Origin of the sequence: Shewanella insulae (genome assembly GCF_009831655.1) — a bacterium.
Lineage (GTDB): Bacteria > Pseudomonadota > Gammaproteobacteria > Enterobacterales > Shewanellaceae > Shewanella > Shewanella insulae.
The window spans coordinates 153503-177614 of the sequence record NZ_WRPA01000006.1; the positions used below are offsets into that span (position 1 = coordinate 153503).

At 53.4% G+C, this 24112-nt stretch carries 19 protein-coding genes; 13 read left to right on the plus strand and 6 right to left on the minus strand.

What is annotated here, in order from left to right:
- Nucleotides 1–932 precede the first annotated feature (932 nt).
- The 9 genes from betI to GNT65_RS08805 all read left to right on the plus strand — a co-directional run bounded on the left by betI (nucleotide 933) and on the right by GNT65_RS08805 (nucleotide 9691).
- Nucleotides 933–1538, plus strand: coding sequence for a transcriptional regulator BetI (gene betI / locus GNT65_RS08765; protein ID WP_160795333.1), 606 nt, complete (start codon nucleotides 933–935; stop codon nucleotides 1536–1538).
- Nucleotides 1529–2992: a betaine-aldehyde dehydrogenase gene (gene betB / locus GNT65_RS08770; RefSeq protein ID WP_160795335.1), complete on the plus strand. Its 1464-nt coding sequence runs from the start codon at nucleotides 1529–1531 to the stop codon at nucleotides 2990–2992. Before betI ends, betB begins: the two co-directional genes overlap by 10 nt.
- A gap of 9 nt (nucleotides 2993–3001) precedes the next feature.
- Complete coding sequence (gene betA / locus GNT65_RS08775; protein WP_420853513.1) at nucleotides 3002–4693, plus strand: choline dehydrogenase; 1692 nt, start codon at nucleotides 3002–3004, stop codon at nucleotides 4691–4693.
- A gap of 256 nt (nucleotides 4694–4949) precedes the next feature.
- The gene (locus GNT65_RS08780) at nucleotides 4950–6167 is read left to right on the plus strand and encodes a BCCT family transporter (RefSeq protein ID WP_160795337.1); all 1218 of its coding nucleotides are present in this window, start codon (nucleotides 4950–4952) and stop codon (nucleotides 6165–6167) included.
- Between the two features lie 50 nt (nucleotides 6168–6217).
- Nucleotides 6218–6922 carry a TorF family putative porin gene (locus GNT65_RS08785; protein WP_160795339.1) on the plus strand — a complete coding sequence of 235 codons (705 nt, stop codon included), beginning with the start codon at nucleotides 6218–6220 and terminating at the stop codon, nucleotides 6920–6922.
- Nucleotides 6923–7078: 156 nt separating this feature from the next.
- Nucleotides 7079–7555 carry a MarR family winged helix-turn-helix transcriptional regulator gene (locus GNT65_RS08790; RefSeq protein ID WP_160795341.1) on the plus strand — a complete coding sequence of 159 codons (477 nt, stop codon included), beginning with the start codon at nucleotides 7079–7081 and terminating at the stop codon, nucleotides 7553–7555.
- Nucleotides 7556–7645: 90 nt separating this feature from the next.
- Nucleotides 7646–8506: a patatin-like phospholipase family protein gene (locus GNT65_RS08795; RefSeq protein ID WP_160795474.1), complete on the plus strand. Its 861-nt coding sequence runs from the start codon at nucleotides 7646–7648 to the stop codon at nucleotides 8504–8506.
- A gap of 213 nt (nucleotides 8507–8719) precedes the next feature.
- Nucleotides 8720–9103 carry a 4-carboxymuconolactone decarboxylase gene (pcaC, locus tag GNT65_RS08800; RefSeq protein WP_160795343.1) on the plus strand — a complete coding sequence of 128 codons (384 nt, stop codon included), beginning with the start codon at nucleotides 8720–8722 and terminating at the stop codon, nucleotides 9101–9103.
- A 150-nt stretch (nucleotides 9104–9253) separates the two neighbouring features.
- Nucleotides 9254–9691, plus strand: coding sequence for a GFA family protein (locus GNT65_RS08805; protein ID WP_160795345.1), 438 nt, complete (start codon nucleotides 9254–9256; stop codon nucleotides 9689–9691).
- Nucleotides 9692–9777: 86 nt separating this feature from the next.
- Here GNT65_RS08805 and GNT65_RS08810 read toward each other — a convergent pair whose 3' ends face one another.
- From GNT65_RS08810 to barA, 6 genes are all read right to left on the minus strand, one after another.
- A complete protein-coding gene (locus GNT65_RS08810) occupies nucleotides 9778–10986 on the minus strand; it encodes a hypothetical protein (protein WP_160795347.1) in 1209 nt (402 codons plus the stop codon).
- A 202-nt stretch (nucleotides 10987–11188) separates the two neighbouring features.
- Nucleotides 11189–12850, minus strand: coding sequence for a DNA repair protein RecN (recN, locus tag GNT65_RS08815; protein ID WP_160795349.1), 1662 nt, complete (start codon nucleotides 12848–12850; stop codon nucleotides 11189–11191).
- An 85-nt stretch (nucleotides 12851–12935) separates the two neighbouring features.
- Nucleotides 12936–13904: an AEC family transporter gene (locus GNT65_RS08820; protein WP_160795351.1), complete on the minus strand. Its 969-nt coding sequence runs from the start codon at nucleotides 13902–13904 to the stop codon at nucleotides 12936–12938.
- A gap of 104 nt (nucleotides 13905–14008) precedes the next feature.
- Entirely contained in the window at nucleotides 14009–14203 is a 195-nt protein-coding gene (locus GNT65_RS08825) for a hypothetical protein (RefSeq protein ID WP_160795353.1), read from the minus strand.
- A 3-nt stretch (nucleotides 14204–14206) separates the two neighbouring features.
- Nucleotides 14207–14809 carry a YjaG family protein gene (locus tag GNT65_RS08830; protein WP_160795355.1) on the minus strand — a complete coding sequence of 201 codons (603 nt, stop codon included), beginning with the start codon at nucleotides 14807–14809 and terminating at the stop codon, nucleotides 14207–14209.
- On the minus strand, nucleotides 14802–17585 hold the full coding sequence (gene barA, locus GNT65_RS08835; protein WP_476748634.1) for a two-component sensor histidine kinase BarA: 2784 nt from the start codon (nucleotides 17583–17585) through the stop codon (nucleotides 14802–14804). The genes GNT65_RS08830 and barA overlap by 8 nt, the downstream gene beginning before the upstream one ends.
- 115 nt (nucleotides 17586–17700) lie before the next feature.
- Here barA and rlmD point away from each other — a divergent pair, with 115 nt between their 5' ends.
- The 4 genes from rlmD (at nucleotide 17701) to GNT65_RS08855 (ending at nucleotide 24015) form a co-directional block, all read left to right on the plus strand.
- Nucleotides 17701–19035: a 23S rRNA (uracil(1939)-C(5))-methyltransferase RlmD gene (rlmD, locus tag GNT65_RS08840; protein WP_160795359.1), complete on the plus strand. Its 1335-nt coding sequence runs from the start codon at nucleotides 17701–17703 to the stop codon at nucleotides 19033–19035.
- Nucleotides 19036–19199: 164 nt separating this feature from the next.
- On the plus strand, nucleotides 19200–21404 hold the full coding sequence (gene relA, locus GNT65_RS08845; protein ID WP_160795361.1) for a GTP diphosphokinase: 2205 nt from the start codon (nucleotides 19200–19202) through the stop codon (nucleotides 21402–21404).
- Nucleotides 21405–21469: 65 nt separating this feature from the next.
- Nucleotides 21470–22267, plus strand: coding sequence for a nucleoside triphosphate pyrophosphohydrolase (mazG, locus tag GNT65_RS08850; protein WP_160795362.1), 798 nt, complete (start codon nucleotides 21470–21472; stop codon nucleotides 22265–22267).
- 110 nt (nucleotides 22268–22377) lie between these two features.
- Nucleotides 22378–24015, plus strand: coding sequence for a CTP synthase (locus GNT65_RS08855; protein WP_160795364.1), 1638 nt, complete (start codon nucleotides 22378–22380; stop codon nucleotides 24013–24015).
- Nucleotides 24016–24112 lie beyond the last annotated feature (97 nt).

The following is a 24112-nucleotide window of genomic DNA, read 5'->3' on the forward strand; positions in this document are numbered from 1 at the left end:
AGGTATCGCCGCGCCCCTTTTAATGGATAGTTATAAATCAGAGAAGATGCTCAAGTACATAAAGGGCAGTTTAGTTGTCCCCCGCAGGGTTGTAGGAACTCTCATGCTTAGCCTCTCGCGTCATTGAAAGGTGATTCTCAAATCAAGTGGTCAAATAGCTTTGCTATCGATGATAAGAGCTATTGTGCCTATACCTTGCCCGATTAAGCACAAGTTACCAGACACATTGAACTTGACGGTTTGCCAGTTAACTCCCTCGATAGACTAACCCAGGTGACTGAGCGTATCGCATCCATATATCTCTCCTTTTTGTGCCAACTCAGGTCACGACTCTTCCTTTGCTATTTGCCGACATAGATATTCACAAGGAGCTTGATATGGGCGCTCACACAGGCGCAATAAAATCTTAGACTCTCATGTTAACGCTCAAGCGGTTAAATCGAGCGCTGCCAACTGAGTTTGGCGTGCCTGGTTAAACAGCGCGAGCTTAGGGGATGGCTGACTAAGCTCATCTGTGTCATCTGCAGTGAACTTGGCTGGAGCGGGCTAAGGGGCTGGGATTGGCGAGCTTGTGTACGGTGATAATCTTCCCTGTTGCAGACCCATTGTGCTGGCGTTTTTAAACAAAAGTTATTGCTGTAACTGTTTTTTGCTTGGAGTAACTTCGGAAAAATGTTGTGGTTGTAACTATTTTTTGTTGGCAGGTTTTTTCAAAAATATTTTATTAACATTTTTTAGACAAGCGCATATTAAAAATATCAATATTAAACAATGGTTTGCTGTTTTTATTTTCCTGCCACCTTTCGCTGTAAAAAAACGTGATTAGTCTCTCAAAATCCGTAACTGGGTTGATAGTTACACCTCTAACTATTACCATTGTTATTAATTGAACGTTCAATTAACTATATTTTAGACAGGGAGAAGCGGATTTTATGGCACGTCCTCAGATGAAATCGGTAAGGCAACAGCAACTCATCGATGCCACCTTAGTCTCTGTCGAGCGACACGGTTTACACCACACCACGATTAACACCATTAGCGGCCTGGCGGGCATGTCTTCGGGGATCATCAGTCACTATTTCGGCGGTAAGCAGGGGCTGATAGAGGCAACGCTAAAGTACCTATTGGATGAGCTGAAACAGGCGCTGCTGGCAAGAACCTTAGGCAAGACACTGACCCCTATGGAGCGTCTGTTTATGATTGTTGAGGCCAACTTTACCGAGCTACAACGATCGAGTGCCGCCACCAAGACCTGGTTGAGTTTCTGGTCTCAGGCGATGCACGACCCAGGACTCGCCAGACTTCAATGCATTAACCATCAACGCCTCTATGCCAACCTTAAATATTCTTTTCGTCCCTTACTCGGCGCTTCGGACGCCTGTGATGCGGCCAAACAGACGGCGGCGATGATCGATGGTTTTTGGCTACGAAGTGCGCTTAGCGCCTCACCAGAGAAAGATTTTGAGCAAGCTCAACAGTTATGTAAGTCCTTCATTGAGACTCGAGTGATGCAGTACGGAGAAAATGAATGTCACTAGTTGTATACCAAAATTACGTTCACGGTCGTTATCTCAGTAATGAGACGGGCGAGACCTTCGATGTGGTCAACCCGGCAACAGGCGAGGTGGACTACCGCGTCGAAGTCGCCGACGACAAGATCAAACAGGCCGCCATCGACAGCGCCAAGGCGGGTTTTGCGACTTGGTCATCGATGACGCCCATGGAGCGCAGCCGCATTCTACTCAAGGCCGTGGCCTTGCTGCGCGAACATAACGATGCCCTGGCGGCTATCGAAGTACAAGATACAGGAAAGCCTTGGCAAGAAGCCTCAGTGGTCGACGTAGTAACCGGGGCTGATGCCATCGAATTTTTTGCCGGTCTAGCGCCTAGCATTGAGGGGAACCAGCAGAGTGTAGGGGATGATTTTTATTACACCCGCCGTGAGCCGCTGGGGATCTGTGCCGGTATCGGTGCCTGGAACTATCCATTGCAGATTGCCTGCTGGAAATCGGCGCCGGCGCTAGCCTGTGGCAACGTGATGTTGTTTAAACCCTCTGAAGAGACACCGCGCGGTGCCATGAAGCTGGCGGAGATCTTCACTGAGGCGGGTGTGCCAGACGGCGTGTTTAACGTGATCCAGGGCGATGGACGAGTCGGTGCCTGGCTAACCCACCATGAGGAGATCGCCAAGGTCTCCTTTACCGGCGAGGTAGGCACTGGCACTAAGGTGATGGCCGCGGCGGCCAGCACCCTGAAAGAGGTGACCATGGAGCTGGGCGGCAAGTCACCCTTGATCATTTTCGACGATGCCGATCTCGACAATGCCGTGTCGGCCGCCATGCTGGCCAACTTCTACACTCAGGGCGAGATCTGTACCAATGGTACCCGCGTCTTCGTGCACAAGGATATCTACCCGCGCTTTATCGAGAAGTTACTCGAGCGTACTCAAAACAATATCGTCTGCGGCGATCCCATGGATGAGGCGACCAACTTTGGCGCCTTGATCTCCAAGGACCATCAACGCAAGGTGCTCGATTATATTGCGCTCGGTCAATCGGAAGGGGCGACCCTGTTAACCGGTGGCACGGCCTTACGCCCACAGAGTGCACCTAACGGCTATTTTGTCGCCCCCACCATCTTTACCGATTGCCGTGATGAGATGACAATCGTGAGAGAAGAGATCTTTGGCCCCGTGATGTCAGTGCTGACCTTCGAAGATGAAAATGAGGTGATCGCTCGCGCCAATGATACCCGTCTCGGCCTCGCCGCCGGGGTGTTTACCCAAGACATTACCCGTGCCCACAGGGTGATCCATCAGATGCAGGCGGGGATCTGCTGGATAAATGCCTACGGCGCCTCGCCATCAGAAATGCCTGTCGGCGGCTATAAGATGTCGGGCATAGGTCGTGAAAACGGCACAGAGACGCTAAAGGCCTACACCCAGATCAAGGCCGTGTATGTTGGCATGGCGCCCCTTGAAAGCCCATTTTAAGGAGTGCCCATGACTCATATGACACAAGAATACGATTACATTATCGTCGGCGCCGGTAGCGCAGGCTGTGTGCTGGCCAATCGCCTGTCGCAAGACCCTGAAAATAGAGTGCTGCTACTGGAAACCGGCGGTAGCGACAAGAGCATCTTCATTCAGATGCCAACGGCGCTCTCTATCCCGATGAATACTAAGAAGTATGCCTGGCAGTTTGAGACCGAGGCGGAACCTTACCTGGATAATCGCCGCATGCATTGTCCGCGCGGCAAGGTGCTCGGCGGCTCCTCGTCGATCAATGGCATGGTTTACGTTAGAGGCCATGCGCGCGACTTCGATGAGTGGCAACAGGCGGGGGCCAAAGGTTGGGATTATGCCCATTGTCTGCCCTATTTTAAGAAGGCGGAAACTTGGGCCTTCGGCGGCGATGCCTATCGAGGCGACACCGGCCCGCTTGGGGTTAACAATGGCAACCAGATGAAGAACCCCCTGTATCAGGCATTTGTCGATGCGGGTGTCGATGCGGGTTATTTGTCGACCCAAGATTACAACGGCGCCCAGCAAGAGGGCTTTAGCCCCATGCACATGACGGTCAAAAACGGGGTGCGTTGGTCGACGGCCAACGCCTATCTGAGACCGGCAATGAAGCGCAGTAACCTGACGGTGATCACCCATGCCTTGGTGCATAAGGTACTGCTAGAAGGGAAGCGGGCCACAGGTGTGCGGTTTGAGCGTAAGGGCAAGGTTCAAGAGGTACTGGCGGCCAAAGAGGTGGTGTTATCGGCAGGCTCTATCGGCTCGCCCCATCTGTTGCAGCTGTCGGGCATAGGGGCGGCCGATGTGCTCGCCTCGGCGGGTGTCGAGCTGGCTCACGAGCTACCGGGCGTCGGTCAGAACCTACAGGATCATCTGGAGTTTTACTTCCAGTTTAAGTGCCTTAAGCCTATCTCCCTCAATGGTAAGCTCGATCCGTTAAACAAGCTGTTTATCGGTACCCGTTGGATATTGAATAAGTCTGGTCTCGGCGCGACCAACCATTTCGAGTCCTGCGGCTTCATTCGCTCCAAGGCGGGACTGGAATGGCCGGATCTGCAGTATCACTTTCTGCCAGCGGCCATGCGCTATGACGGTAAAGAAGCCTTTGCCGGGCATGGCTTCCAGGTGCATATCGGTCACAACAAGCCTAAGAGTCGCGGCGCGGTCACCCTGGCGAGTGCCGATCCTAAGGTGGCACCAAAGATACAGTTTAATTACCTGTCGCATCCAGAGGATATCGAGGGCTTTAGAGCCTGTGTGCGCCTGACCCGAGAGATCATCAACCAACCCGCGTTAGATGAATATCGTGGCGAAGAGATTCAGCCGGGTATAGGCGTACAGAGTGATGAGGCCATCGACAGTTTTGTTCGCAGCGCGGTCGAAAGCGCCTATCACCCATCGTGTTCCTGCAAGATGGGGGAAGATGAGATGGCGGTGGTCAATAGCGAGACCAAGGTACATGGCATCGATGGGCTTAGGGTGGTGGACTCCTCTATCTTCCCGACGATCCCCAACGGTAACCTTAATGCGCCCACCATCATGGTGGCCGAGCGCGCCGCCGACCTTATCTTGGGCAAAGGCGTGCTGTCACCCAGTGATGCCGAGGTCGTGATTGCACCCGACTGGCAAGAGGCGCAGCGTCAGCAGGCGCCGAAGAGGGCAGCTATCTGAGCAAAGCAGTTGATTAGAGTGTCTGGATAGATTCAACCAGGCTTAAGGCCAGCCTGAGCCAACATTGCCCCTAGGGCATAAAGGCTAAATGGCCTAATCCGTCAAAAACCTTTATCAGGGTTTAAATATCGTTAAAGCGATATTTAAGGCTTGAGGGCTTCTTGCAGCCTTAAAACAGGGTTCTTGACACAAGAATAACTTAATAAAAACGAGTTAAATCCATGTTTATTATTAAATTTAATGTGAGGGAACAATGATGACCGCTTGGTTAACAACAGGGATCTTATTTACGTTCGCGGCCATTGCCTTCGTGCTGTACCGTTGGGGCAATGTGAAGTGTATCGGTGTGACGCCAGTGCGCACCTTTACCTTTATCGCCATTTTGTTTACCTCGGGTCTGGATGTGGGACTGATCATGTTTCCCCTGACCGAGTTTGGGGGATATGCCGATCTCACGGCCAGTCCTGAGTATGGTTTCAGTAATCCGCTGGCTATCGAATTTGGCTTCTGGGCCTTCTTGATTTGGGCGTTCTACTTCCTGACCTGTTTCTACTTCTGTGTGATCGAACCTAGGGTGAAGTTTTTCGAGATCCCGCTGGTGAAGTTTATCAATAACCTGGTGATCATCGGCACCTGTGCCTTTACCGCCTATCTGCTATTGACCAACTTGCCCTGGTATCTGCCGGAGATCGGCGACGGTGAATCTGTGGTCGGCACCTTCTATCTGATTGTCTTCGTGGTGATCGCCGCCGCCGTCTATTCGAGCACCAGCATTCGCTATGTACGCACCCTGAGCCTGGCCAGCACCTGGCTGTTTATCGGCTTGATCGCCCTGATGTGGGCCGGTGCCTTCCTTAGCCCTGGGTCTGGTGTGGGTGAGTTTGTGACCACCTTTGCCTTGCTGGGCGACTACTTCGGTAACCTGCACCACTTCGTACTGCCGCTAAACGATTACCATGAATTCTATCTGTTCTGGTGGTTTGCCTGGAGCATCATGATAGGTCAGTTCACCTCGCGTTTCGTCGGTGGTATGAAGACCTATCAGGTGCTGATCGCCATGATGGTGTTCCCGTCAATTCCCATCGCCATCTGGTTTAGCGTGCTCTATTACTACAGCGTCAACGAGATCGCCACCGCAGGCTTCTATAACATCGCCATGGTCACCGTAGGTATCACCTTCGTGGTCAACTCTTTGGATTCATTGACTCGTCTATATACCGACAACCTTAACCTCACTGTGCAGCGCTTCGGCAAGGCCAAGTATGTGGTGGGCAATATTGTGTTGATGTCTGCGCTTACCCTGCTGTTCAGTCTAGATTTCTTGCAGATCCAGTGGGTGGGCGCTCTGGCGATTGCGCTGATTTTGGCCTGCTTCGGTTACATCATGGCGACCAAGTACCAGAAGGTGGCGGCGATCGAACGCTCGCCAAAAGAAAATCAAATCGATTTCAGCAAAATCGAATTAGCTAACTAGTCTCAATTTCTAATATCAATAATTAAAGTAATAAAATCAAAGGGAAAATAATGAAACAATCTATCAAGCAATTGGCGCTTTGCGGTCTACTCGTTTTACCTGCTAGTGCAGTGGCCGGGCTGAGCTCGACCGTTAACCTGACCTCAGATTACACTTTCAACGGTGTGAGCCAGACCGATAATGGCCCGGCGCTACAGGCAAGTTTAGATTATGGTGTCGATTCTGGTTGGTATGTAGGGACTTGGGCGTCAAATGTCGATTTCGGTGCAGGCGATGATACCTGGCTGGAATGGGATTTCTACGCGGGTAAGTATATGGCGCTTACCGAAAGGGTTTCACTGGATGCGGGTATCGCCTATTACACTTATCATGGTGATTCATTTTCAGATGACTATAAATACCCTGAAGCCTACGCTAAGTTTGGCTACACTTCATCGGTTGGTCAGAGTGAACTGAACTTCTGGTATTCTTGGGACTATTTTGGAGTGGATGCTGGCCACTACATTATGATGGCGGCGCACACCTTTACGCTGGCCGAGGGCCATGACATTCGTATTAGCTTCGATCGCTCAACCTCGCAAGATGAAGACAAATGGTCTTGGAACGGTGATGATGCCTATAACCATTATCGTGTAGAGTATATGACCAGTTGGAAAGGATTTGACTTTAACCTTGCCGCGGAAGACACAAGCATGGACACAGATATCAGTGATACACGTGCCGTGCTGTCGGTATCGCGTACCTTTGCTTTCTAGGAGAAGCCCTAGGAAAACGCCTTATGCGAGGAGGCGTTAAGCTGAGTTAGTCGTCTAAAAGCAGAGCAAGTGATAAGCTTGTTTTGCTTTTTTTTTATTTCAGGCATGAGTCTGGAAATTATTTCTGGTATGGTGCGGCTGAAACGAGAGGAGATTATGGAAAAGTACGAACAACTACTGATTTCGCTGCGCCGCGTGATCCGCGCCATCGATATACATTCTCGGCAGCTCAACAAGCAATCTGGCCTCACCGGGCCACAGCTGATGGTGATGCAGACGATTGCCGCCTACGACCGCCCGCTGGCCAAGGAGATCGCCCAGGAAGTGGCGCTTAGCCCGGCCACGGTTGCCACCATTATCGATCGCCTCGAGGCGCGAGATCTTGTGGTGAGGACCCGTAGTGAGTCAGACAAGCGCAAGTGGCACCTGTCTCTCAGCGAGGCCGGTATAGATATATTAAAGGCCGCACCGAAACCGCTACAGGACCACTTTATCAAGCGTTATCAAAACCTTGAAGATTGGGAGCAGAGCCAGTTGCTTTTTGCTGTCGAGCGAATTGCTTCCATGATGGATGCCCAAGAGTTAGATGCGGCTCCTGTGCTCCTGGTGGGGCAGATTCAGGCGGAAGAGTAATACTTGAACGGCGCCTCAATGCCTGGTTCGATATCGAGACTGTCTGATGCGAATACTCGCCGAGAAAAGGTGAGCGCGGCAGAGGTTAAGATCGATGAGTGCGCCTTGGTGCTCGAAGGCGGTGGCCTGCGCGCCATCTATACCGCAGGCGTACTCGATGCCTTCTTAGGCGCGGGGCTCCATTTCCAGTATCTGGTGGGGGTGTCGGCCGGCGCCATCTATCCAGCCTCTTATCTGTCGCGTCAGGTGGGGCGTAACCTCACCATTCAACAGAACTTCCTTGCCGATAAGCGCTACATGGGGCTCAAGCATCTGCTGCGCACCGGCAATTATGTGAATACTGACTTTACCTACCGCCGCATGGCCCACGAGCTTGTGCCTTATGATTTCGATACCTTCGCCAGCAGCGAGGCGGAGTTTAAGGTGGGGGCCTTTAACTGCCTTACCGGCGAGACAGACTTCTTTGGCATGGCGGACTTTGCCGATCATGACACCTTTCTCGAGGTGCTGATCGCCTCCAGCAGCCTGCCGTTTATCTCTAAACCTACTTATATCGGCGGCACGCCCTATCTAGATGGTGGCATAGGGGCGCCGATCCCGCTGGCACAGGCCCGCGAAGATGGCTTTAAGCGCCAGGTGGTGATCCTCACTCAGGAGCATGACTATAGGAAATCGGCCTTCAAGGCCAAATGGCTGGCCAAGCGCCTCTATCGCCGCTATCCCAAGGTGGCCAGCGCCTTGCTTGCCCGCCACCGAGTTTATAATCAGGCACTGGATGACTTGGCCAAGGCCCAGGCCGATGGCAGTGCCTTGGTGCTGCAGCCCGCCACGCCGCTGGGGCTGTCGCGTCTGGAGCGGGACGTGAGTAAGGTCGAGGCCGTCTACCGCCGCGGCCTTAGAGAGGGTGAAGCCTTTATCCCACGCCTCTTGACCTTTATCGCTAACAGCTAGTCCGATATTGCCTGCCATGTAGGCGAAATCTTTCCTGCAAGCGGGGCACTCTGTTAATACTGCCGCAATCGCTCCCTTAACCTAGGTATTAATCTGCGCTGGTGCTTTAGTCGCATTGGCACCGATTTAGGTTGATCTTTGTTCAGTTTCCAAGCACCTTTAGAGGCTGTTTTATCAAAGTATCAATTGAATCATGATGTTAAAGGAGTTCCCATGGATAAGGCCAAGTATGAAAAAGGGTTAGGCGTCAGACGCGAGGTGATGGGCGATCAGTTTGTCGACAGGGCGCTGTCGTCCGCCAGCGACTTTACCCAGCCACTCCAGGAGCTGGTGACCCGCAACGCCTGGGGTGAGGTGTGGGCCAGAGAAGGGCTCGACAGGCGCACCCGCAGCCTGATCACCATAGCCACCCTGGCCGCCCTCAAGGCCTCCACCGAACTCAAGGGCCATGTGAGCGGCGCGCTACGTAACGGCTGCACCGTCGAGGAGATCCAGGAGGTGTTGCTGCACTCCACCGTCTACTGCGGCATGCCGGCGGGTGTCGAGGCGTTTCGCGCCGCAAATGAGGTGATTGCCGAATGGCAAGATGGGAAATGAGGTTTGGCCCCAAGGGAGGGCAGAGTGACTGCCTGCAAGCTTCCTTATTTGGGGACATAGATATGCTCTATCACAGCCCCTACAGCCTGCGGTGGACGGCTTACTCTCTGAGTAATTGAATACTTGCTTTAGGGCAAGAGGAGATAGGTTATGAATGATGAGAGGACTAATCAAAACAAGTTGGAAGTTGAGTTCAATGGTAGCTGTCTCTGTGGTGGCGTGACCTTTACCTTAGCGGGGCGTTTCGATGCATTTTATTTGTGTCACTGTAGTCGCTGTCAGAAGGGCACTGGCTCACTCCATGGCGCCAACCTGTTTTCCAATAATTTGGTACTCAACTGGCGACGTGGTGAGGCGTTGCTGCAAACCTATCAAATGCCGAGCAGTCGTCATAGACGCTGTTTCTGCAAGGTGTGTGGCTCGCCAATGCCTTATCGGCTGGAGGCGTTAAATCTTGTCGTGGTGCCTGCAGGTTGTCTGGATGTCGAGGTGCCCATTGCGCCGACGGCAAGGTTGTTTATGGCAGAGCGGGCGAATTGGGCAGAGAAACTCCAATCTGTGCCAGGTTTCGAGCGCCTACCGGAATAGCATTTTTGCGTAATAAATTTTAGCGTTTAACATCCCCCGATGCTGGTCAGGGGATGAGAGGAAAACGATGATCGAACCAGTAAGGCTTATTCCTTTGGTGCGCTCTCCCTAGGTTTTTCGTCATTGGCCTCAGTTACTATTTCTGCTGAGATGGCTGGAGTCGTTAGGCGGGTAACAAGCTCGGCGCGCAGCGACTCCAGTTTGTTAGCAGTAGCCTGGTAACTCTCGAATGATGGAATACCAGAACAGAGGATAAATTTACCCATTGGGTTATAGCCGTACTCTTTTAGGGTCGATAGTGAGAAGTTATCAGGACACGGTTTAATGTTTGCCTTGCCAGTTAAGATATCTGCGTAGCGGTTAGCGGTATCCTGTTGTTGCAACAGTGGCATAAGCATCGCCTCGGCGATCTTAGCTGTGATGCTGGCGTCTTCACCTGCCTCAAATGATTGATTCACTTTAGTTAGGAAGTGCCACTCACCACGTTTAACCCGCTTTAGTGACAACACTTCTTCTGAGGTGGACTGCAGCCAGAGGCTAGGTATTTGAGTATCCTCATCCTCTGTTCGCTTTTGACTGACGAGCAGTTCGCCCAGCTTCATGTTTTGCTTGAGCGCGTCTATGGCTAGGAATTTATTGCTTAGCATGTTGATTCGCTCGGCGGCTTGCTGCCAGAACTGCATATCTGTATCTATGGCGGTTATGAGGGAGGCTGGATCCGTTCCATTGAAATAAGCATTAACAAGGTACAATTGCCTTGCAGCAGCAAGATGTTTAAAAGACACCATGCTGCGATAGGGATTAAAGTGGGTATCATCTTGCCAATGACTGAGGGAGAGCAGGGTGCGGTAGCGCTCAATTAGCCAGGCATAGTCATCGAGTGTGGCCCTTAGGTGTTCGGGTTCGGCCAATAGGGCTGTGCACTCAGCGAAATAGCCTTTTTGTTTGAGGCAGTTGGAAATAGCCCATTCGGGAAACTCGAATTTTTCGTCGACAGTCTGTGTTGGCCTTTCTAAAACTCCAAGTTGTTTGAGCGCTTGATAGCGTTTAAGCCCGACCGCCATCGGGTCATTATCTTTCGGCGCATCGAAACCCATGGCATAAAGATAGGGATTGTTTTCAAGATGCTGACTCAAGGCGACCTCTTCGGCGTTTACTTGCTCAAGATAGGCGCTCGCCTGCGCTGAAGGCGCGCTATCTTGTAGATTGATCAGCAGCAAGATGAGATAGCCGCCGACGGGAATTAGCAGCAGAGTAAATAAAATCCATTTCAGAGCACGAAAAAAGTGTCGCATTTCAGTTCCTTGAGGTATTCGATGTCGTATCAACTGGGAGGGCTCAGTCTATCAGAGTCATATTTTTTTGCGCAAATAGCTATGCAATTAGCAGGAAAAAAGCAGGGCAGTGGCGACGACTTATCCTAGCGGACACAAATAAAAAGCGCGGCCTGAATGTTGCCGCGCTTGCTAATTTACTGAATGTCTGGGCTTATCAGCCTTAGCCCTGCAGTAACTCCTTGGCGTTGGCCAGGGTGTTGTTGGTGATCACGTCGCCACCGAGCAGGCGTGCCAGCTCCTCAATACGTTGTCCCTTATCCAGCGGCACCATGGAGGTCTCGGTTTGCCCAGACTTGCTCTGCTTGTTGACGAACATATGCTGATGACCGTTGCCGGCAACCTGAGGCAGGTGAGTTACACAGAGTACCTGGGTCGACTCGCCTAGGGCGCGCAGCATCTTACCCACCACGGCGGCGGTCGGACCTGAGATCCCCACGTCGACCTCGTCGAAGATGAGTGTCGGGGTGGCGACCTTCTTGGCGGTGATCACCTGGATGCCTAGCCCGATACGCGACAGCTCGCCGCCCGAGGCCACCTTGGCGATGGGCTGTAGCGGTTGACCCGGGTTGGTGGTCACCTGAAACTCCACCGTATCGCAGCCGTTTGGCGACATCATCTCGGGATTAAACTGCACGTCGATGATAAACTTGCCCTTGGGCATGCTGAGCTCATGGATAGAGCGGGTAACCTGCTTGTCCAGCTCCTTGGCGTAACGTTGGCGGCTCTGGCTGAGCTTTTGTGCATGGGCGATAAAACTCTCGCGGCAGCTCTCGAGCTGCAGGGCGATCTCATCGAGCTTCTCCTCATCCGAGTCCAGCTCGCTCAGCTCCTGGCTCAGTGCCTGATGGTGCTGATAGAGATCTTTGGCGTTCACATGGTGCTTACGTGCCAGCATCATGATCTTCGACAGGCGTTGCTCCAGGGCGGCAAAATGATCCGGGTCCAGCTCCAGTTTATCTAAGTAACGTTGCAGCTCGCTGCTGCTCTCCTGTACCTGGATCAGGGCATCGTTAAGCATGTTGCCCACCCCTTTAAGCTCAGGATCGTAACCTTCGAGCTCCTGGGCCTGATCTAGGCTCATGTTGAGTAGCGATTCTATGGCGCCCTCTTCGCTGTCTTGCAGCAGGTAGAGGGTGCGCTGGCAGGCCTGGATCAGTGCCGTACCATTGGCCAGCTTTTTATGTTCGGCCTCTATCTCTTCGAACTCTCCTTCGCCCAGGGCGAATTCGTCTAGTTCTTCGACCTGATATTGCAGCAGCTGCTTACGGGCGATGCGCTCATGCTGCGACTGCTGAAGCTGACTCAACTCCTTTTGGATCAGCTTGAAGCGCTGGTAGCTGGCGCTACAGGCATCGAGCAGCATCTTGTGGTTGGCATAGCTGTCGAGCAGGGTAAGTTGATGCTCACTCTTTAACATGGCGTGGTGGGCGTGTTGGCCGTGAATGCCGATAAGCAGCTGGCCCAGGGCGCGCATCTGGCTTAGTGGAACCGGGTTGCCGTTGATGTAGGCCCGCGAGCGACCATCGCTGCCTATGGTGCGGCGCAGGATACATTCCTCATCTAGCTCAAGGTCATTGTCTTCTAACCAACGTTTGGCCAGCGGGATATCGTTGAGGGCGAAGCGGGCACTGACTTCGGCCTTGCTGGCGCCGGGCCTGACGGTGTTGGCATCGGCACGATTACCCAGGCACAGGCCCAGGGCATCGATGGCAATCGATTTCCCTGCGCCGGTTTCGCCTGTGATGCTGGTCATCCCAGACTTAAAGTCGAGTTCTAAAAAGCGGACAATGGCAAAGTTATTGATGCTGAGCTGACAAAGCATGATGACATCCTTTTACAAAGTACTGTATTAATGCACAGTATATACTGAATTTTTATACAGTAAATACCTGTGTGCTTTTTATCCGTTAAAACAAGCTTGCGGTGCCCGAGCCGAGCCAATGGTGCAGGAGCGGAATAGTGGCAAAGCTGATCACTATCCCCAGGCTAATGGTCTGGGCGCTACTGGTGGCGCCAACGTTGAACCTGTGGGCCAGAAGGTAGACGCTGGCGGCGGTAGGCAGGGCGGCCAGAATCACCCCCATCTGCAGCAGTTGTCCACTTATCCCTAAGGCGCCAAGCAGCAGGTAGGCCAGCAGCGGCTGTAGTAGCAACTTACTCAGATTGAGCATGGCCAGCTCGGCAAGGCGAGACTGTATGCCGGCGGCGTTTCTGCCTTCCTGATTGGCCTTGCACAGAACCATGCCGATGGCGAACAAGGCGCAGGGGCTTGAGGTCATGCCAAACTGCCTGATGATCTCGGCGACGGGGCGGTACAGCGCTATATGAGATGCCGATATCGCCACCCCGGCCAGACTACCCAATATGATGGGGTTTTGAATGAGTGCAAAAAACACCGTCTTGAGAGCGCTGTCGGTCTGGCCCTGAAACAGGGCAAGCTGGGCCAGTACTATGGCAAACACGGTAACCGATAAAAGGCTGGCCAAGGCGGCAGCGGCTAGCGCCAACTGGTCGCCGGGAAATAGCATCATCATCAGCGGGATGCCGATGAAGGAGGTGTTACCAAAGGTGGTGTTGAGGGCACGTATGGCCGCGAGGGGCTTATCCTTGGGCTGTAATCCGAGTGAGAGCAGGCCTGTCAGCAGGTAGACAAGGGTCATGGCCAGGCTGTAGCCGCCGATAAACCCCCAGTTGGCGATCTCCTCGATTGGAGTCTCTGCCAGCACTATCATCATGATCGCCGGAAAGGCGATGTAATAGACATACTGATTGAGGACGTTGTCGCTGCCCTCGGGCAGTAGCCGTGCTTTTTGTACGATAAAGCCGGTGACCATGATGCCAAACACGACAAAGAGTGGCGAGAGAGTGGTTAACATAGGGGGACGACATCCTTGGCTCGAATCTGAGTGCGCTTTAACCTTATAGGCTGAATGCCCATTAGGTTACCACTTAGCTCGCCGCGTCCCTATAACGCTAAAGTCTAATGCTTGGGGCCGGCTCGTCGATGGAGCGGCTTAGGTGGTGGTAAGACGCCCAGCTCCTGATAGAAATGGATCTGGCGCCTTAGCTCAAATAGAGAGCCGACGCGTCGCTGCTCCCCTATGGTGAGGCACCAGGTATTGGTTAACCCATCTGGGTTGGTGAGCACAAATCCCTGATAGATAAGTTTGCGCATTGGTTAGGCGCCTACTGAGATCCCTATGTTGGACACGCCTGCCTGCACTAACTCCTTTCGCAGTGCCTTGACGAAGTCGGCGGTGATCTTAGGATTCTCTTCGATGATCTCCAGCAAGGATGCCTGAAGCGCCTTCTCCTCCTGCATCACCTCGTGGTTGAAGATATGCTCGTCCAGCGTCGCTTCATCCATCTCCTCCTCGATCGTGGCCTCGATATAGTTAGCCACAGTGCTGGAAGAGAGCTTGCTGATGTTAGTGATATCGTCTTCCACCTTGCTCTGGATGGCGCTGAGCAAGGAAGTGAGGGCGACGGCGGCGTCCATGGCCGGGTAGACGCCATAGACGTCGAAATCACTCGGCTCGGGTGTGTTGAGATCCAGTCGCTCAAGATAGAGATCTATGTTTAGCTTAAGCTTTTGATCGTACATTGATTGCCACAGCAGGTTGAGCACGGTATCGAGCACCTGCGGGTCGCCAAATTCGCAAACTTCGCTAAACAGTTGATAGTTAGGGTACATGCGTTGGCAAAGGGCGATGGCGAACAGCTTCTTCTGTTCCAGTTCTAGGGCCTTGAGGCGCTTGAAAAAACCGGGTTTATTACTCATCGATCACATCCATAGATAACTGGGCTATTACTTGATTTGCGGCCGATTCTACCTTAGAAAGCTCGTCAAGTAACTCAAGTATTTCCGGCTCGACGAGATCGACGTCGGCATTTTGTTTGAGTGACTGTTCAATCTCTCGACAGAGCCGCTGTGTGGTCGGCACGCCGCAGTAACAGCTGGCGCCGTGTAGCTTATGCACATGGCTGACCATGGCCTGGCTGTCCTGGCGCTCGAGGGCGCCCGAGATGTTTTCACGGGTCTCGGGCAGGGAGTCGACCAGCATCTGCAGCATCTCTAGCGCCAGGTTAGTTTTCTGGTTGGCCTGAGTCAGACAGAGGTCCCAATTGAGGGTGTGCTGATCGAAGTGGGTAAACTGCGGCCGGGTCTTCCAGCGGCTGATCACGCTCTTCAGCGCTGCCTCATCGATAGGCTTGGGCAGGTAACCATCCATGCCGCTCTGGTCGATGCGCTCGCGCTCCTCGGCGATGGCGTGGGCGGTCACGGCGACAATCGGCGTATTACGATTGAGTGAATGCTCACGTATCTGCTTGGTGGCGCTAAAGCCATCGGTGCCCGGCATCTGAATATCCATGAAGATGAGATCGAAGCTTTTCGCCTTGGCGATCTCCACCGCTTCCTGACCGTTGTCTGTCACCGTCACCTGAGTGACCAGCTCCTTGAGCAGCGTCTTGATGAGCTTGAGGTTGGCGGGATTGTCGTCCACCGCCAGCACGCTCATGGGTTCGCGCTCCTGGGTTTCTTTGACCGCTTCCTGGAAAGGCATGGCCTCATATTGGGCACGGTGCGGGTTGATCAGGGTGACGGCCAGGGCGCGCTCCCCTACCGGCGCCTGCATCACCTTGTCCACATTGGGTTGGATCAGGCTCATCTTGGCGGCGCTGTCCGTACTACTGCACAGATAGAGGGTGTAGTCGCTGATCTTGGCTATCTTATTGAGCACGTTGAGCAGGTTGGGGCTACTGGCTAGGTCGTTACAGCTGATGATGGCATAGTCGAAATGACGCCCCTCTTCGCCGGCGATTTGGGCCAGATCTTCGGGCGTGGTGATGCTGATACTCTGCATACCCCAGTGTTTAAGCAGGTTTTCATGCACCTTGCGGGAAAGCTCCCGTGGCTCGAACAGCAGCACAGTTTTGTCAATCAGGTTGTCGGTTTCCAGCGGCTGACTGATAGGGTAAGGGCTCAGCTTGAGGGGGAGGGTAAACCAGAAGGTGGAGCCCTTACCCGGCGCAGAGATGCAGCCTATCTGGCCACCCATACGGTTGATCAGCCGCTTGGTGATGATAAGCCCCAGGCCGGTGCCGCCGAAACGGCGCGAAATCGAGGAGTCAGCCTGGCCGAAGGCCTGGAACAGCTGGGCCTGGTGAGGCTTGTCTATGCCTATGCCTGTGTCGGTGATCTCACAGCGGACATTGACCTTCTCGGCCTCTTCGCTGGTCAGGCGCATCTTGAGGTGTACGCTGCCGCTGTCGGTAAACTTGATGGCGTTGCCCACCAGGTTAGTGATCACCTGGCTGACCCGCAGGGCATCGCCAGAGACGTTATCGTTGATGCTCGGCTCGATATCTACTACCAGCTCGAGATCTTTATCCTTGGCGCTGTTTGCCAGCAGTGAGATGGTGTCATCGATCACCTCACGCAGGGCAAAGGGCATGTTCTCCAGCTCCATCTTGCCCGCCTCCAGCTTGGAGAAGTCGAGGATGTCGTTGATGATCCCCAAGAGATTGGTGGCACTCTTCTCAATGGTCTTGATGTAATCTTGCTGACTGGCATGCAGCGGCGTCTTCAATAGCTGCTTGGCGAAGCCGATCACCCCGTTGAGCGGGGTGCGCAGCTCGTGGGACATGTTGGCCAAGAACTCTGACTTGATGCGGCTGGCCTCCAGGGCTCGCTTCTTGGCCAGATCCAGCTCGACGTTTTGGATCTCGATCTGTTCCAGGGTTTCCCGCAGATCCGAGGTGGCCTGGTCGATGTTTTGCTGCATCTCCTCATGGTATTCCGACAAGGAACCCGCCATGGCATTGATACCCCGCTTGAGCAGGTCCAGCTCACCGATCAGGTTGCCATCCACTCGAGTGTCCAATTTGCCTTCGCGGATCTTGGCCACCACGCGCACCATCTCCGTGATGGGGTGGGTGACGTTTTTCACCAGGCGGAAGGTAAACAGCAGATTAAGCTGCACGCCGATCAACACGATAATAAAGGCGGCTACCGCTGCCCTGTGCTGCTCAAGCAGGGCATTCTCCTTGTTGAGCAGCACGGCAATATAGCCGAGCTTGGCGGAGTTGACCTGCTGCGCCATGGAGTTGCTGTCGTAGGGGCTGACCACCAGTTCGCGTTGGTTGGAGAAGATGGGGCTACGCATGATGATGCTGTCGCCAAATTGTTCCACCTCTGTGGTCTGCAGCGAGTCGATAGGCTCGTTGTAGCGCATAAACTCGTGGCTCTTATAGTGATGCGAGGTCACTATCACCCGGTTATTGGTGTCGAAGATGGCAATAAACTGTACCAGGTTGGATTTATTGAGCTGCACCGAGGTGATTAGGCGTTTGGTGGTTTCGAAGTTTTTCGATTCCAGGCCGATCTCGGCGGAGATGGCCAGGGGCTCGATGATATTGCCCCCTCTTTCTATCAAGCTTTCTTCCAGCTCATAGAAACGATTTATGGTAAAATAGCTGCCAAGCAAAATACCAACCAAAATAGTGGGCGCTAAGGCCAGCACGAGAACCCAGGCTCTCAGGCTGTATTTAGTCATATTGTCTGCACTATTCATTGAGTTGGTATTATTTATCTGCGTTGGATATAGGTTACATTAGACTGCCAGACTTTGTGCAGTCTTTACTAGTATTTTTATTGTTTTAGAGGCCTAGATGGCACAATTTTATAAAGCTAAACCCCGTAAATCACAACAAACCCAGGCCAAGCAAAGTTTCCATGTTAACCAGCTGGATCACCTGGGGGCGGGGATAGCCGAACATCAGGGAAAAATTGTCTTTATTCCCGGCGCCCTGCCGGATGAGACTGTAACGGCGCAGATAGTCGAGCAGAAGAAGCGTCACGCCAAGGCCAAGCTGATCAAGGTTGAGACCGCCAGCGCCGCGCGTATTGAGCCCTGCTGCCCTTACTATGGCCGCTGCGGCGGCTGTGACCTGCAGCACCTGGAGCTTTCTGCCCAGCGCACGGCCAAGCAGTCGGCGCTTGAGAATCTAATCAACAAGATGGGCCGCACAAGGCCTCAGGCTATGAGCGAGCCACTGAGCGGCGAGGGCTGGCATTATCGTCGCCGCGCCCGCCTGGCGACTCAGTATCAGCGCGATACAAAGCGGCTCAATTTGGGCTTTCGTGCCCTGGCCAGCAGTGAGGTGGTTAATATCGACGCCTGCCCCGTGTTGGCTAAGTCTTTGTCTGATCTTATTGCGCCGCTGAATCAATGCCTCAATCGCCTCAGTGCCAAGCGTAGCCTGGGCCATGTGGAGCTGTTGTCGGTAGATTCTGGCCCTTGTGTGGTGCTGCGTATCACCAATCCCCTAAATGACAAAGATAAGGCCTTACTAAGCGCATTTGGCGAGCAGCATGAGGTGAGAGTCGTCTTGCTTGATGATGACAGCAAGCTTGAGACCCTCTGGGGAGACGAGGGCCTGCCTTTCTATACCCTGGAGGATGGCAGCCGACTTGGCTTCTCGCCGGGCAACTTTATTCAGGTTAACGGCGAGATCAATCAGCAGATGGTGACTCAAGCTATCGACTGGCTAGAGGTTCAGCCTGGGGAGCGAGTGCTGGATCTCTTCTGTGGCGTGGGCAACTTTACTCTGCCTCTGGCCAAGGCCGGTGCTCAGGTGGTGGGCGTCGAAGGGGTCGAGGCCATGGTGGCGCAGGCAAGGTTAAATGGGAAATCGAGCGGCATCGAGGGAGCCGAATTTTACCATGGAGATCTCAGCGCAGATCTCTCCGGTGCAGCCTGGCTCGGTCGAATCGACAAGCTACTGCTAGATCCTGCCAGGGCCGGCGCCTATGAGAGTCTACAATGGTTAAAGAAAATGAAGCCCAAGGCGATCGTCTATATCTCCTGTAATCCTGTGAGTCTGGCCAGAGATTGTGAGCCGCTGTTAGCGCAGGGCTATCGTCTGAGTCGACTGGGGCTTATCGACATGTTTCCACAGACTCACCATATCGAGGCCATGGCCTTGTTTGAACTGGATAAATAGTTAGGTTGAGCGGCCAAAATGTCGACGTATATTAATTGACATTGGCGGGGGAATCCCCAAGATAGTGAGTTCGGTAATGGCGGTGTCATACGGCAGGCAATGAGATGGCACAGCAGGTCGAACTTTTTAGGGGCAAGCACTCAAAGTTAAAGGACATGCAGTAGATGGTATCTGTTAGAGAAGCACATTTTAAAGACACAGATTTTCAATTGACCGAGTGGGTTAATCGTTATCTGAGTGACGCCGACGAAGCCAGCACCTTACTTGCGCTGATCAAGCAAGTCGAGGCCCTGGTGGCGAAACATGATGCTAACGATACTCTGCTGATCGGTCGTGCCCGCGAGCTGATTGAGATCCTGGCGCCGCTTAACATGGATATCGAGACCCTGCAGGCGGCGGTGATCTTCGTGGTGTTCGATGCAGGACTGCTGAGTCAGGAGCAGATGCAGGAGCTGTTTGGCGACAAGCTGACCACACTAGTGAACAGCGTGGTGACCATGGAAGCCATCGGCGCCCTAAAGGTCAACGAGCAGAGCCGTAACGCCGAACCCCAGATAGACAACATCCGCAAGATGCTCTTGGCCATGGTAGAAGATGTGCGCGCCGTGGTGATCAAATTGGCCGAGCGCATCTGTCTGCTACGGGAAGTCAAAAATGCCGACGAGGAGACCCGGGTGCTGCTGGCGCGGGAGATCGCCGACATCTATGCGCCGCTAGCCAACCGTCTCGGTATAGGTCAGCTCAAGTGGGAGCTGGAAGATATCTCGTTTCGTTATCTGCACCCAGAGATCTACAAGGACATTGCCAAGCAGCTCGATGGCAAGCGGATGGATCGTGAGATTTACATAGAGACCTTCGTCAACCAGTTGCAGCAGCGTCTGGACGAAGAGCAGATCCGCGCCAAGGTCTATGGCAGGCCCAAGCATATCTACAGCATCTGGAAGAAGATGCGCGGCAAAGATCTTACCTTCGATGAGCTGTTTGATGTGCGCGCGGTGCGAGTCGTCACCGAGCGTCTGCAGGACTGCTACGGCGCCCTGGGTGTGGTGCATACGCTCTGGCATCATATTCCTAAAGAGTTCGACGACTATGTCGCCAACCCTAAACCCAATGGTTATCAGTCGATCCACACCATAGTCGTGGGCCCAGAGGGCAAGACGGTGGAGATCCAGATCCGCACCGAGCAGATGCATGAAGATGCCGAGCTGGGAGTGGCCGCCCACTGGAAGTATAAAGAGGGCACCACGGGTAAACAGAGCGGCTACGAAGAGAAGATCAACTGGCTACGTAAGATCCTACAATGGCAGGAAGATGTGGCCGAGAGCGGCAACCTGGTGGACGAGGTGCGCAGCCAGGTGTTCGAAGACAGAGCCTATGTGTTTACGCCAAACGGTGACGTGGTGGATCTGCCCATGGGCTCGACCGTGCTGGATTTCGCCTACTATATTCACTCCCAGGTGGGTCACAGGTGTATCGGCGCCAAGGTCGATGGCCGTATCGTGCCCTTCACCTATCAGGTGGAGACAGGCGAGCGGGTCGAGATCATCACCTCCAAGCATCCTAACCCTAAGCGCGACTGGCTCAATCCTAACCTGGGCTATATTAAGGCGTCGCGCACCCGCTCTAAGATCCAGCACTGGTTCAAGCAGCAAGACAGGGACAAGAATATCGTCGCCGGCCGCGAGATGCTCGAAGCCGAACTGGCTCGCTCTGGACTGACCCTGAAAGATGCCCAGAGCGCGGTAGAGCGTTTCAACATGGTGGGCATGGATGATCTGCTGGCCGGTATCGGCGGCGGTGACGTCAGGCTCAACCAGGTGGTTAACCATGTACAGAGCCGGATGCGGGTCAATGAGGTCTCCGAAGAGGAGGCGCTCGAAGATCTGCTGAAGAAGAATCAGGCCCGCGCCACAGGCAAGGGCAAAGGCCAGGTCGAGGTTAACGGTGTGGGTAACCTGCTCAGCCATATCGCCAAGTGTTGCCAGCCTGTGCCTGGAGATGAGATCTTCGGTTTCATCACTAAGGGTAGGGGGATCTCTGTGCACAGGGCCGATTGTGAACAGGTCAAAGAGTTGATGCGGGTGCATCCCGAGCGCAGCGTCGATGTGGTTTGGGGTGAGAACTATTCCGGCGGCTACAAGTTGAAGCTCAGGGTGCAGGCCAACGACCGTAGCGGTCTGCTGAGGGATCTCACCTCGGTACTGGCGGCGGAGAAATCCAATGTGCTGACCATGAGTTCATCATCGGATGTGAAGACGCAGACGGCGGCCATCGAGCTGGAGCTTGAGCTGTATAATCTCGACGGCTTGTCCAGGGTGATTGCTAAGTTGTCCCAGGTGAGCGGCGTTATTGAGGCGAGACGTCTCTAACCTAATTCACCAATGAAACGATAAATTAAGAGGCGGCCCTGGCCGCCTTTTTGATGAGGTAAGCGATGCAGAGTAAATCAGATATTCAAAAGCTGCTGACTATCATGGAGCGGTTAAGAGACCCGATAACGGGTTGCCCCTGGGACAAGGCGCAGAGCTATCAGACCATAGTGCCCTTTACCCTGGAAGAAGCCTTCGAGGTGGCCGATACCATAGAGCGCGGCGCCCTGGATGAGCTGCCGGGAGAGCTTGGGGACCTGCTGTTTCAGGTGATCTTCTATTGCCAGTTGGGCAAGGAGCAGGGCAGGTTCGACTTTGATCTGGTGGTGGATAAGATCTGCACTAAGCTTACCGAGCGTCATCCCCATGTGTTTGGCGAGATGACACAGGCATCCAGCGAGTCGGTGCGCGAGACCTGGGAGAGCATCAAGGCCAAGGAGCGTGCCGGACGCTCGCTACACTCTGTGCTTGACGATATTCCGCGGGCGCTACCAGCCCTGACCCGCGCGGCCAAGGTGCAGCGCCGGGTAGCGACTGTGGGCTTTGACTGGAACGACTTAGGGCCCGTGGTGGCTAAGATCCACGAGGAGATCGATGAGGTGATGGTGGAGGTCGCCGCCCAAGACAGAGACAAGATGGAAGATGAGCTGGGGGACCTGCTGTTTGCCGTGGTTAATCTGGCCAGACACCTCAAGCTAGATCCGGAGCAGGCGCTACGCCGGGCGACCAATAAGTTCGAACATCGCTTTCGCGGCGTCGAGGCCTTAGCCGCTCAGTCTGACAAAGCGATGCAGGAGCATAGCCTAGATGAACTGGATGCCTATTGGGAGCAAGTCAAGAAAAATGATCCCCTAAAAGACTAAAATAGTTGCCGTTACCTATTTGTCGAATCCAAAGGGCTTTGATATAATAACGCCCCGTCCTAGTGCTTTCTTACAAGCACATATTTCCAACTCATTTTCTCAGGTTCAGCATGACTACAAGGTATATCTTCGTTACTGGTGGCGTGGTTTCATCACTAGGTAAAGGCATTGCAGCAGCATCATTGGCGGCAATTTTAGAGGCTAGAGGCCTTAACGTAACCATTATGAAGTTGGATCCTTATATTAACTTGGATCCGGGTACCATGAGCCCAACCCAGCACGGTGAAGTATTCGTCACCGAAGATGGCGCTGAAACTGACCTCGACTTGGGTCACTACGAACGTTTCATCCGTACCAAGATGAATCGTCGTAACAACTTCACCACGGGTCGTATCTACGAAGAAGTGCTGCGCAAAGAGCGTCGCGGCGACTACCTAGGGGCCACCATTCAGGTGATCCCACACATCACCAACGCGATTAAAGAGAAAGTGCTTGAGGGCGGAGAAGGGCACGACGTGGCGATCGTTGAGATCGGCGGTACCGTAGGTGATATCGAGTCATTGCCTTTCCTTGAGTCTATTCGTCAGTTGGGCGTAGAACTCGGCCGTGACCGTACCCTGTTTATGCATTTGACCCTGGTACCTTTCCTAGGCGCTGCCGGTGAAGTGAAGACCAAGCCGACACAGCACTCTGTAAAAGAGCTGCGTTCAATCGGTATCGCGCCAGATGTACTGGTTTGTCGTGGTGACCGTGCGATTCCATCTAACGAGAAGGCGAAGATCTCGCTTTTCTGTAACGTTGAAGAGCGCGCTGTTATTTCGCTGAAAGATGTCGATAGCATCTACAAGATCCCAGCGCTGCTGAAGGCGCAAGGTCTGGACGACTTAGTCACCAAGCGTTTTGGACTAGAGTGTAAAGAAGCCGATCTGTCTGAGTGGGAAAACGTTATCTATCAAGAAGCCAACCCAACCGGTGAAGTCACTATCGGTATGGTAGGCAAGTACACCGAGCTGCCAGATGCCTACAAGTCGGTGAACGAAGCGCTGAAACATGCCGGCCTGTTTAACCGCGTGTCGGTCAACATCAAGTATATCGATTCACAAAACATCGAAGCCAAGGGCATAGAGGTGCTGGAAGGCCTTGACGGTATCTTGGTACCAGGCGGTTTTGGTGAGCGCGGCGTCGAAGGTAAGATCATGGCGGCCCAGTATGCCCGTGAGAACAAGCTACCTTATTTCGGTATCTGTCTGGGGATGCAAGTGGCGCTGATCGAGTTCGCTCGTCACGTGGCTGGTTTAGAAAATGCGCATTCAACCGAGTTCAACAAGGATACGCCGTATCCAGTTGTGGGTTTGATCACAGAATGGATTGACGAAAAAGGTAATATCGAGCAACGTCATGAAGAATCAGATCTGGGTGGCACCATGCGTCTAGGCGCGCAGCTGTGTCATCTGGTCGAAGGTACTAAGGCGGCAGAAGCCTACAAGGGACTAACCTGTGTAGAGCGTCACCGTCACCGTTACGAAGTGAATAACACATACAGAGAACGTTTAGAGAAAGCCGGCTTGGTATTCAGCGGTCTGTCGACAGATCGTCAGCTGGTTGAAATGATTGAACTCCCTAACCACCCATGGTTCGTGGCGGGTCAGTTCCACCCTGAATTTACATCAACGCCTCGCGATGGTCAGCCATTGTTCCAAGGTTTCGTTGCTGCAGCCGTTGCGTACCAAAAACGCGATTTAGGCTAATCTTTATACAAGGGCCGCTTCCGACTCTCGGAGGCGGCTTTTTTGTTTCAGATGATGTAAATTTAGCGATAAGAATTTTAGTTTTGCATTAACTTTT

Excerpts from the sequence above, each read along its gene's own strand:
- betI (WP_160795333.1), top strand. The coding sequence starts at position 933 with ATGGCACGTCCTCAGATGAAATCGGTAAGGCAACAGCAACTCATCGAT.
- betB (WP_160795335.1), top strand. The coding sequence starts at position 1,529 with ATGTCACTAGTTGTATACCAAAATTACGTTCACGGTCGTTATCTCAGT.
- betA (WP_420853513.1), top strand. The coding sequence starts at position 3,002 with ATGACTCATATGACACAAGAATACGATTACATTATCGTCGGCGCCGGT.
- GNT65_RS08780 (WP_160795337.1), top strand. The coding sequence starts at position 4,950 with ATGACCGCTTGGTTAACAACAGGGATCTTATTTACGTTCGCGGCCATT.
- GNT65_RS08785 (WP_160795339.1), top strand. The coding sequence starts at position 6,218 with ATGAAACAATCTATCAAGCAATTGGCGCTTTGCGGTCTACTCGTTTTA.
- GNT65_RS08790 (WP_160795341.1), top strand. The coding sequence starts at position 7,079 with ATGGAAAAGTACGAACAACTACTGATTTCGCTGCGCCGCGTGATCCGC.
- pcaC (WP_160795343.1), top strand. The coding sequence starts at position 8,720 with ATGGATAAGGCCAAGTATGAAAAAGGGTTAGGCGTCAGACGCGAGGTG.
- GNT65_RS08805 (WP_160795345.1), top strand. The coding sequence starts at position 9,254 with ATGAATGATGAGAGGACTAATCAAAACAAGTTGGAAGTTGAGTTCAAT.
- GNT65_RS08810 (WP_160795347.1), bottom strand. The coding sequence starts at position 10,986 with ATGCGACACTTTTTTCGTGCTCTGAAATGGATTTTATTTACTCTGCTG.
- recN (WP_160795349.1), bottom strand. The coding sequence starts at position 12,850 with ATGCTTTGTCAGCTCAGCATCAATAACTTTGCCATTGTCCGCTTTTTA.
- GNT65_RS08820 (WP_160795351.1), bottom strand. The coding sequence starts at position 13,904 with ATGTTAACCACTCTCTCGCCACTCTTTGTCGTGTTTGGCATCATGGTC.
- GNT65_RS08825 (WP_160795353.1), bottom strand. The coding sequence starts at position 14,203 with ATGCGCAAACTTATCTATCAGGGATTTGTGCTCACCAACCCAGATGGG.
- GNT65_RS08830 (WP_160795355.1), bottom strand. The coding sequence starts at position 14,809 with ATGAGTAATAAACCCGGTTTTTTCAAGCGCCTCAAGGCCCTAGAACTG.
- barA (WP_476748634.1), bottom strand. The coding sequence starts at position 17,585 with ATGACTAAATACAGCCTGAGAGCCTGGGTTCTCGTGCTGGCCTTAGCG.
- rlmD (WP_160795359.1), top strand. The coding sequence starts at position 17,701 with ATGGCACAATTTTATAAAGCTAAACCCCGTAAATCACAACAAACCCAG.
- relA (WP_160795361.1), top strand. The coding sequence starts at position 19,200 with ATGGTATCTGTTAGAGAAGCACATTTTAAAGACACAGATTTTCAATTG.
- mazG (WP_160795362.1), top strand. The coding sequence starts at position 21,470 with ATGCAGAGTAAATCAGATATTCAAAAGCTGCTGACTATCATGGAGCGG.
- GNT65_RS08855 (WP_160795364.1), top strand. The coding sequence starts at position 22,378 with ATGACTACAAGGTATATCTTCGTTACTGGTGGCGTGGTTTCATCACTA.